Here is an 8769-nt window from a genome sequence, read left to right as displayed (position 1 = left end):
GGTGACTTCGGCGCCAACCTCGCCACCGGGATGGACGGGGTACGCCGCGCCCTGGACAGCCTGTCCGCCACCCCGACGGTCGGCGAGGACACCGCGGAGGCACCGCTCGCCGCCGCCGCCCGCGTCTTCCTCGACGAGGTCGGCGGCACCAGCGGACCGCTGTTCGGCCTGCTCTTCCAGGAGCTGGCCGACGCGGTCGCCGCGGCCGCCCCCACCCCGCCCGGCACCGGCGAACTGGCCGCCGGGATCGCCGCCGGGACGGCCGCGATCCAGCGGGTCGGCGAGGCCGAGGTCGGCGACAAGACCATGGTCGACGCCCTCCTCCCGGCCGCGAAGGCGCTCGCCGACTGCCCGCCGACCGCCGACCCGTCCCGCTCGCTGCGGCTCGCGGCGGTGGCAGCCCACCGCGGCGCGCGGGCCACCGCCTATCTGCGCGCCCGGCGCGGACGGGCCAGCTACACCGGGGACCACGCGGTCGGCGTCCCCGACCCGGGTGCCCTGGCGGTGGCGCTGCTGTTCGCCTCCGCCGATGGTGAACTGACCACTGTTAGCAGACTTCCGGAGCATCGGGGCGCCGAATAAATGATGTTTTAGGGATGTTCATAAATTTCGCACAATTCCGCGCGGAAGCGGTGTCATTTGCCACTACCGTGAATGGTCATGAGCGGGGCCACGTCGGGCAGGAAAAAAGGAAACCTCGCTGGCTCGATCGAAGGTGACCGGGAGAAGCAGTGCACCAGGACACCCCCACCCGTGTGACAACGCCGCAGTCCACCGCGGAACGACCGGCACGGGGTGAGGGCGCGAAAACAAGGCAAGGCCCGCGACGCTTACTTCGACAACGCGAAGTACCTCACCATCGTGCTGGTGGCCTGTGGCCACGCATGGGAACCGCTGACGTACGGCAGCCGCGCCTCCATGGCGATCTACCTCCTGGTGTACGCGTTCCACATGCCCGCGTTCGCGCTGATATCGGGATACTTCTCGCGCACCTTCGACATGGCGCCCAAGCGGCTCCAGCGGCTGGTCACCGGGGTGGTCGTGCCGTACGTCGTCTTCGAGATCGCGTACACCCTCTTCTCCCGCTGGGCGCAGGACAACCCGGACGAGCCGTTCAGCCTGCTCGACCCGTGGTACGTGATGTGGTTCCTGGTCGCGCTGTTCATCTGGCGGATCACCACCCCGCTGTGGCTGGCGCTGCGCCATCCGGTGCCGGTCGCGCTGGCCGTGGCCGCGCTCGGCTCGCTCTCGCCGGAGACCGGCGGCGATCTCTCGCTCCAGCGAACGCTGGCGTTCCTGCCGTTCTTCGTGCTCGGACTCACCCTCCGCCAAGAGCACTTCGCCCGGCTGCGGACCTGGCGGGCGCGGTGGATCGCGCTGCCGGTCGGGCTCATGGCGCTGGTCACGGCGTACGTGGTGGCGCCGTGGTTCAACTCGGAGTGGTTCTACCACCGCAAGAGCGTCGCGGCCCTGGACGGCGTACCGGAGTGGGCCGGGCTGGTCTCCACGCCCATCCTCTTCGTGGGCGCGCTGGTGCTGACGGCCTGTTTCCTGGCCTGGGTGCCGGGGCGGCGCACCTGGTTCACGGTGCTGGGCGCGGGGACGATGTACGGCTATCTGCTGCACGGCTTCATCATCAAGGCGTCCCGCTTCGGCCGGTGGTACGACTACCCGTGGCTGCACACTCCGCTCGGTGAGCTGGCGGTGACCGCCGCGGCCGTCGCCATGATCACGGTGCTGTGCACGGCTCCGGTGCGGCGGGTCCTCCGCGGGGTGGTGGAGCCGCGCATGGAGTGGGCGTTCCGGCACATCGGCAACAAGGCCGCCGAGAACAAGGCCGGGGCCAAGAAGTAGCGAGCCCTAGCGGCTCTCCAGCCGCAGATGCAGTTCGCGCTCCTGGTCACCGGCCGCCCGGCCCTCGTCCCGTACGGCGAAGGCGGTGGCCAGGACGTCGCGCAGCTGTTCCACCTGGCGTGGTCCGCCCTGGAGATCGGCGGTGAGGGGCGCCCCCAGAGAGGTGGGGGCGGGCTCCTGCCGCGCACCGGATACCTCGAAGGTCGCGCTCCACACCGTGGGGTGCCCTTCGGCCTCCTCCCGCGGCGGCGGGGCGTCGGAGGCCGGGCCGGAGGGGTAGCAGGCGTACAGCACGCCGAACACGGCGTCGGCGTCCTCCTTGGAGTGTCCGCTGAGGGCCACCACGACCTGCGCGGCGGAGCGTTCCGGACTGGCCATCGTGAACACCGTCCTCGTCATCAAGTGGTCAGCGGGGTCGTCGGTATACCGGCCCGGGTACCCGGGCGTGCCGGATCAATCGTCATCCGGAGGGCTCCTCCGGCACCGGCTGCTCGGGGTGCACCCCTCCGCTGTGCGGCTTTCCGCGCCGACGGGTGCCGGGTTCGTCCAGGTCGGGGACGTCCTCCGGGCGATGGGGCGGAGCGGCCTGCGGTGGTGTGCCACCGTCGATGTCCAGGGGGTCCGGGCCGCCCTGCGCCTGCTGGTCGGGCAGATCCCTGGGGATGGCGGGGCTGTGCTCCCCGGGAGCTTCCGGCAGCTTGTCCTTGCTCACGACGCGCTCCTCTCTCGTAGGCGGGTCCCGTGTGCGGAAAGGGACACAGAACGGCCGGTACCCCGCACACGGACACCAATGCAGACGTTGTCGCTCCTCGTCCCAGGTGTGAGGCCCGTCACCGCTCGGCCGTGAAATTGGTGTGAACACAACCGGCGGCCCATGCGTATCCACTGCCGTAGCGAATCCGTCCCCTGCGTACGACCCCGTGCGCCCCACAGGAGGTCATAAGTTGAGCCGGAGTCACAAGCGCGCCCCCAAGACAAAGATCATCATTGGGGCTGCCGCGGCTGCCGCCGTCGTGGGTGCCGCCATTGTGCTGCCCAACGCCAATGCCTCGCAGGACAAGAAGTCCGAGGCCATCGATGCCAAGCCCAAGGCGTTCAACTCCGATTCCGCCTCGGACGCGATCGCGCAGCTGGCGTCGAGCCTGGGCGAGGCGTTCGGCGGTGCCTGGTACGACAAGGACCAGCAGCAGGTCATCGTCAATGTCATCGGCGACAACAACAACGTCGAGGTCGCCGCGGTCAAGAGCGCCGGGGCCGTCCCCAAGGCCGCCAAGAACAGCATGAAGTCGCTGAAGGCCGCCGAGTCGACGCTCAAGAAGAAGGCCACCATGGCGGGCACCGCCTGGGCCATCAACCCCAAGACCAACAAGCTCCAGGTCACGGCGGACAGCACCGTCAAGGGCGCGAAGTGGGACACCCTCGAGTCCACGGTGAAGTCGCTGGGCGCGGACATGGCCAGCGTCAAGCGTTCCGCGGGCACGTTCAAGACCTTCGCCGAGGGCGGTGACGCCATCTTCGGCGGCGGTTCGCGCTGCTCCCTCGGCTTCAACGTCACCACCGAGAGCGGCGACCCCGGCTTCCTGACCGCCGGCCACTGCGGTGTCGCTGCCAAGGAGTGGTCGGAGACCCAGGACGGCGCCCCGGTCGCCACGGTCCAGGACGCCACCTTCCCGGGCACCGGCGACTTCGCGCTCGCCACGTACGACGACGCCGCCACCGAGGCCCCGAGCACGGTCAACACCGGCGACGGCAACAAGGTGAACATCACCGAGGCGGCCGAGGCGTCGGTGGGCCAGGAGGTGCAGCGCATGGGCAGCACCACCGGGCTGAACGGCGGCTCGGTGACCGGTCTGAACGCGACCGTCAACTACGCGGAGGGCTCGGTCAGCGGGCTCATCCAGACCGATGTCTGCGCCGAGCCCGGCGACAGCGGCGGCGCCCTCTTCACCGAGGGCGGCCAGGCCATCGGCCTGACCTCCGGCGGCAGCGGCGACTGCACCGCGGGCGGTGAGACCTTCTTCCAGCCGGTGACCACCGCGCTGGAGGCGGTCGGCGCCACGATCGGCGACGCCGGTGCCGGTGGTGCGGCCCAGTAAGGCCGCGCCGTCGAGTGGTTGACCCTCACGCTCCGGGTGTCCCGCGCCGTTACCGCGGGACACCCGGGCGGGGCCATTTCAGGCCCCGCTCAGTGTGCCAGGTCAGCGCCTCAGGCCCGTGCGCACCCGCTCCAGGGTGATCGGCAGGTCGCGCACCCGTACCCCCGTCGCATGGTGGACGGCGTTGGCGATGGCCGCGGCCGCCCCGACGATGCCCAGCTCCCCGACTCCCTTGGCGCCGATCGGGCTGAGCTGGTCGTCCTCCTCCTCGATCCAGTGCGCCTCGACATCACGCACATCGGCGTGTGCCGCCACGTGGTAACTGGCCAGGTCGTGATTGGCGAAGTCGCCGAAGTTGGGGTCGAGTTCGAGGTTCTCGTACAGCGCCGTCGACAGCCCCATGCACATGCCGCCGCGCAGCTGCGAGCGGGCCGTACGGGCGTTGATGATGCGCCCGGCGGCGAACATCCCCAGCATCCGGTCGACCCGTACCTGCCCGGTGTCCGCGTCCACCCGCACCTCCGCGAACTGGGCGCCGAAGGCGTGGCGCGCGAGGTCCTTCCGCGCCCGGACGTCCTCGGTGGTGTCCGCGTGCGCCTCCAGCCCGCCGGGCGGGACCTGACCGCCCACCTCGTCGAGCCGCTTGGCCAGCGCCCGGCACCCCTTGCTCACCGCCCAGCCCCATGAGCTGGTGCCCATGGAGCCACCGGCGAACGGGGCCGAGCCGTAGACACTGCGGCCGATCTCCAGGGTGACCCGGTCCAGCGCCACACCGAGTTCGTCCGCGGCCACCTGGGTCAGCGCGGTACGGGCTCCGGTGCCGATGTCGACCGCGGCGATCCGTACCGTGAAGCTCCCGTCCGGCTCCGCGCGGGCGGTCGCGGAGGCGGGCCAGGTGATGGCGGGATAGTTGCCCGCGGCCACGCCGGTGCCCACCAGCCACCGCCCCTCGCGGCGGCTCCCGGGCCGGGGGTCGCGCCCCGCCCAGCCGAACCGGGCCGCGCCCTCGCGCAGACAGGCGACCAGATTGCGGCTGCTGAAGGCGTTCCCCGACTCGGGGTCCACGGACGGTTCGTTGGCCACCCTCAGCTCGATGGGGTCCATGTCCAGCGCGTACGCCAGCTCGTCCATCGCGCTCTCCAGCGCGAACATCCCCGGCGCCTCGCCGGGCGCCCGCATCCACGACGGCGTGGGCACGTCGAGCTGCGACAGTCGGTGGATGGTGCGGCGGTGGGGCGCCGCGTACATCATGCGGGTGGCGGTGACGGTCTGCTCGCAGTACGGGGTGAGCCGGGAGCTCTGCTGGAGCGCGTTGTGCGAGATCGCGGTGAGCCGGCCGTCGCGCTCGGCCCCCAGCCGGATCCGCTGCACGGTGGGGGTCCGGTACGAGACCATGGTGAACATCTGCTGCCGGGTCACCGCCACCTTCACCGGGCGGCCGACGGCGCGCGCGGCCAGCGCGGCGAGCACCGTGGGCGGCCGGGGCACCGCCTTGGAGCCGAAGCCGCCGCCCACATGGTCCGCCACGACCCGTACGGCGCCCTCGGGGAGCCCGAACAGGGCGGCGATCGCGCCCGCCGTCATCCAGGGCCCCTGGTCGCCGTTGTAGAGGGTCAGGGTGTCGCCGTCCCAGACCGCGATGGTGGCGTGCGGCTCCATGGCGCTGGTGTGCTCGGGAGGTGTGGTGTACGTGGCGTCGATGGTGACCGGCGCGGTGGCCAGGGCGGTGTCCACGTCCCCCTTCTCCGTCCGGCCCGGGTAGCCGGCGTTGACCGTGTCGGGGACGAAGATGTGCGGATCGCCGTCGCGCAATTCGACCTCGTACGCCTCCTCCTCGTAGGTGACACGCAGCGCGGCCGCGGCCTGACACGCCGTCTCGTAGGTGTCCGCGACCACGGCCGCCACGATCTGCCCGCGGTAGGCGACGTCGGCGGACTGGAGGACGGACAGCTCCGGGTCGTCGGTCGGGTGCAGCCGCGGCACGCCGTCGCTGCCGCTGTCCAGGACGGCGACGACCCCGGGGAGGGCCAGGGCGGCACCGGCGTCGACGGAACGCACCCGGCCGCGGGCGATGGTGGACTGCACGGCCACCCCGTACAGGGCGTCCGGTACGGGGTACTCGTACGCGTAGAGCGCGGTGCCGGTGACCTTGTCGTGGCCCTCGATCCGGGTCACCTCGGCGCCCACGGTGCGTTCCAGTGTGGTCATCGCCCCTCCCCTGCCACGAGGTCGCGCACGGTGGCCGTGATGAGGTCCACGGCGAGGCCGATCTTGAAGGCGTTCTGCGGCAGCGGGCGCGCCGAGGCGAATTCGGCCAGGGCCGCGGTCCGCAGCGCGTCCTCGGTCGGCCGCTGCCCGGCCAGCAGCTGCTCGGCCTTGTACGCGCGCCACGGCTTGGGCGCCACTCCGCCGAGCGCGAGCCGGATCTCCCGCAGCGCTCCCCCGCCGTCGGTGGCGGCCACGGCGGCGAGGGACACCACGGCGAACGCGTAGGACCAGCGGTCGCGCACCTTGCGGTAGTGCGTGGCGCCGGGCGGGGGCGGGGGCAGTTCGACACCGGTGATGAGGTCGCCGGGCTGGAGCACCGTCTCCCGGTGCGGGGTGTCGCCGGGCAGCAGATAGAAGTCGGCGAGCGGCACGGCGCGGGAGCTGCCGTCGACGCGCCGCAGATGGACGACGGCGTCGAGCGCGGCCAGGGCCACCGCCATGTCGGAGGGATTGGTGGCCACGCAGGCGTCGGAGGTACCGATGACGGCGAGGTCGCGGTGGCTGCCCTGGATGGCCGAGCAACCCGTTCCCGGGGACCGCTTGTTGCAGGGCTTGGTGACGTCCTGGAAGTACACGCAGCGGGTGCGCTGGAGCAGATTGCCGCCGGTGGACGCGCGGTTCCTGAGCTGCCCGGAGGCCCCGGCCAGCAGCGCCTCCGCCAGGGCCGGGAAGCGCTCGCGGATGCCGCGGTCGCCGGAGAGTTCGCTGCCCGGCACCAGTGCCCCGATGAGCACCCCGCCGTCCGCGCGGTGCTCGATGCGGTCGTACGGCAGTCCGGTGATGTCGACGAGCAGGGCGGGCTCGGTGACGCCGAGCTTCATCAGGTCGACCAGATTGGTTCCCCCGGCCAGGTACACGGCCTCGGTGGAGTCCGCGACGAGGGAGGCGGCGGCCTCGGGGCGGGTGGCGCGCTCGAAGGCGAAGGGCTTCATCGCGCACCGCCCCGGACCGGTACGCCCGGCACGCCCTGGCCGTCCGCCCCGGCGGCCTCGCGGATGGCGGCCACGATGCCCCGGTAGGCGGCGCAGCGGCACAGGTTGCCGCTCATCCGCTCCCGGATCTCGTCGTCGTCCAGGGCATCGGGCGCGCTGACACCGGCGGCCACGTCCTCGGTGGCGTGGCTGGGCCAGCCGCGGGCCGCCTCGCCGAGCGCGCCGATGGCGGAGCAGATCTGGCCCGGGGTGCAGTAGCCGCACTGGAAGCCGTCGTGTTCCAGGAACGCCCGCTGGAGCGGGTGGAGATCGCCGGTGGCGGCGTCCGCGACGCCCTCGATGGTGGTGATGTCGCAGCCGGCGGCGGTCACGGCGAACACCAGGCAGCTGTTCACCCGTTCGCCGTCGACCAGGACGGTGCAGGCACCGCACTGGCCGTGGTCGCAGCCCTTCTTGGTGCCGGTCAGCGCGAGGTGTTCGCGCAGGGCGTCCAGCAGGGTCACCCGGTTGTCGAGGGTGAGGGGCCGGTCGGTGCCGTTGACACGCAGCGTGAGATCGGTGTGGAACCTCTGAGCTGTCACAACCCTCACCATGGCACCGGGTTCGGGGCCCCGCATCTTCAGGACGCCTCTTCAGTACGCGCCTTCAGGGCGCGTCCTGCGGCGGGGGCAGCCGCAGATGGGCGAGGTCCTCGGGGACCGGGCTGCGGGGCCGGTAGAACGGCGGGGCCGGGTCGGCGGCGGGCGAGTCGGCGAGCCGGAAGCGGTCGCGCAGCCGATGGTAGAACTCGGTGGGCCGCATCCGTACCAGCCGCAGCCGGGCCGGGGCCCGGTACGCCGCCACCCAGTCGCCCGGCTCCAGCACCCCGCGCAGCTGCCCGTCGATGGAGACGGCCACCCGCCCGGAGTGCGGCAGCACCCGGATCGCGACGGCCTCGTCCACCGCGGCCACCACGGTGCGGTCGAAGGCGATGTGCGGGGCGACGGGGGTGAAGACGACCGCGTCCATGTGCGGGGAGACGACCGGGCCGCCCGCGGCGAAGCTGTAGGCGGTGGAGCCGGTGGGGGTGGCCACGATGATGGCGTCGGCCGAGTACGAGGCGAGCAACTGCCCGGCCACATAGACCGCAAGACCGGCCTGGCGGTCGCGGGCCAGCTTCTCGAACACGACGTCGTTCAGGGCGGTGACGTCCAGCGCGACGCCCCAGCCGACCTCCTCGGGGCTGCCGGGCCGGATCTTCGGCGCGGGCAGCACCGGCCCGCGTCCGTACCGCAGCAGCGCGTCCATCCCGGCGGGCATGTCCAGCGGCCGCGACGCCCGCAGCGTGAGCATCATGCGCTCCTCGACGGTGGCGCGGCCCGCCTCCACGGCGTCCAGGGCACCCCGCACGTCGTCGGGGGTGATCTCGGTGAGGAAGCCGACCCGGCCCACGTTCACCCCCAGCGCCGCGGCGCCGTCCTTGGCGGCGATCCGGGCCCCGCGCAGGAACGTGCCGTCACCGCCGAAGGTGACGATCAGATCGGGATGCCCGGCCGCCGCGGACTCCTCCTGAGCGCTGCGCCGCGGATGCTCCCCGCGCCATACGTCGATCTCGGTGCAGGAAATGCCCCGCGCGGCGG

At 72.2% G+C, this 8769-nt stretch carries 9 protein-coding genes; 3 read left to right on the top strand and 6 right to left on the bottom strand.

Annotated features, from left to right (window positions below):
- On the top strand, positions 1–582 hold a 582-nt coding region (locus SSOG_RS41860; protein ID WP_039940023.1), incomplete at its 5' end, for a DAK2 domain-containing protein.
- 213 nt (positions 583–795) lie between these two features.
- A complete protein-coding gene (locus SSOG_RS41855; protein WP_009720382.1) occupies positions 796–1854 on the top strand; it encodes an acyltransferase family protein in 1059 nt (352 codons plus the stop codon).
- A 6-nt stretch (positions 1855–1860) separates the two neighbouring features.
- On the opposite strand, the gene SSOG_RS41850 is transcribed toward SSOG_RS41855, so the two are convergent.
- Positions 1861–2232: a hypothetical protein gene (locus tag SSOG_RS41850; RefSeq protein ID WP_039942648.1), complete on the bottom strand. Its 372-nt coding sequence runs from the start codon at positions 2230–2232 to the stop codon at positions 1861–1863.
- A gap of 82 nt (positions 2233–2314) precedes the next feature.
- Positions 2315–2566 carry a hypothetical protein gene (locus tag SSOG_RS41845; protein WP_050800167.1) on the bottom strand — a complete coding sequence of 84 codons (252 nt, stop codon included), beginning with the start codon at positions 2564–2566 and terminating at the stop codon, positions 2315–2317.
- 232 nt (positions 2567–2798) lie between these two features.
- Between SSOG_RS41845 and SSOG_RS41840 the strand changes: the two genes are divergently transcribed.
- Positions 2799–3950 (top strand): S1 family peptidase, encoded by a 1152-nt coding sequence (locus SSOG_RS41840; protein ID WP_106516553.1) that lies wholly within the window; start codon positions 2799–2801, stop codon positions 3948–3950.
- A gap of 102 nt (positions 3951–4052) precedes the next feature.
- On the opposite strand, the gene SSOG_RS41835 is transcribed toward SSOG_RS41840, so the two are convergent.
- From SSOG_RS41835 to SSOG_RS41820, 4 genes are all read right to left on the bottom strand, one after another.
- Entirely contained in the window at positions 4053–6158 is a 2106-nt protein-coding gene (locus tag SSOG_RS41835) for a xanthine dehydrogenase family protein molybdopterin-binding subunit (RefSeq protein ID WP_009720378.1), read from the bottom strand.
- Positions 6155–7150 carry an FAD binding domain-containing protein gene (locus tag SSOG_RS41830; RefSeq protein ID WP_009720377.1) on the bottom strand — a complete coding sequence of 332 codons (996 nt, stop codon included), beginning with the start codon at positions 7148–7150 and terminating at the stop codon, positions 6155–6157. Before SSOG_RS41830 ends, SSOG_RS41835 begins: the two co-directional genes overlap by 4 nt.
- The gene (locus SSOG_RS41825; RefSeq protein ID WP_009720376.1) at positions 7147–7767 is read right to left on the bottom strand and encodes a 2Fe-2S iron-sulfur cluster-binding protein; all 621 of its coding nucleotides are present in this window, start codon (positions 7765–7767) and stop codon (positions 7147–7149) included. The genes SSOG_RS41830 and SSOG_RS41825 overlap by 4 nt, the downstream gene beginning before the upstream one ends.
- Before the next feature lie 28 nt (positions 7768–7795).
- The coding region (locus tag SSOG_RS41820) for an NAD(+)/NADH kinase (RefSeq protein WP_009720375.1) at positions 7796–8769 on the bottom strand (974 nt) is incomplete at its 5' end.

Origin of the sequence: Streptomyces himastatinicus ATCC 53653 (assembly GCF_000158915.1) — a bacterium.
GTDB lineage: Bacteria > Actinomycetota > Actinomycetes > Streptomycetales > Streptomycetaceae > Streptomyces > Streptomyces himastatinicus.
Note: the sequence above shows the minus strand (reverse complement) of the source record. Positions and strands in the feature narration are given on the sequence as shown.

What these genes read in the sequence shown, in the direction of transcription:
- SSOG_RS41835 (WP_009720378.1), bottom strand. Translation starts at nt 6,158, where the DNA reads ATGACCACACTGGAACGCACCGTGGGCGCCGAGGTGACCCGGATCGAG.
- SSOG_RS41825 (WP_009720376.1), bottom strand. Translation starts at nt 7,767, where the DNA reads ATGCGGGGCCCCGAACCCGGTGCCATGGTGAGGGTTGTGACAGCTCAG.
- SSOG_RS41850 (WP_039942648.1), bottom strand. Translation starts at nt 2,232, where the DNA reads ATGGCCAGTCCGGAACGCTCCGCCGCGCAGGTCGTGGTGGCCCTCAGC.
- SSOG_RS41830 (WP_009720377.1), bottom strand. Translation starts at nt 7,150, where the DNA reads ATGAAGCCCTTCGCCTTCGAGCGCGCCACCCGCCCCGAGGCCGCCGCC.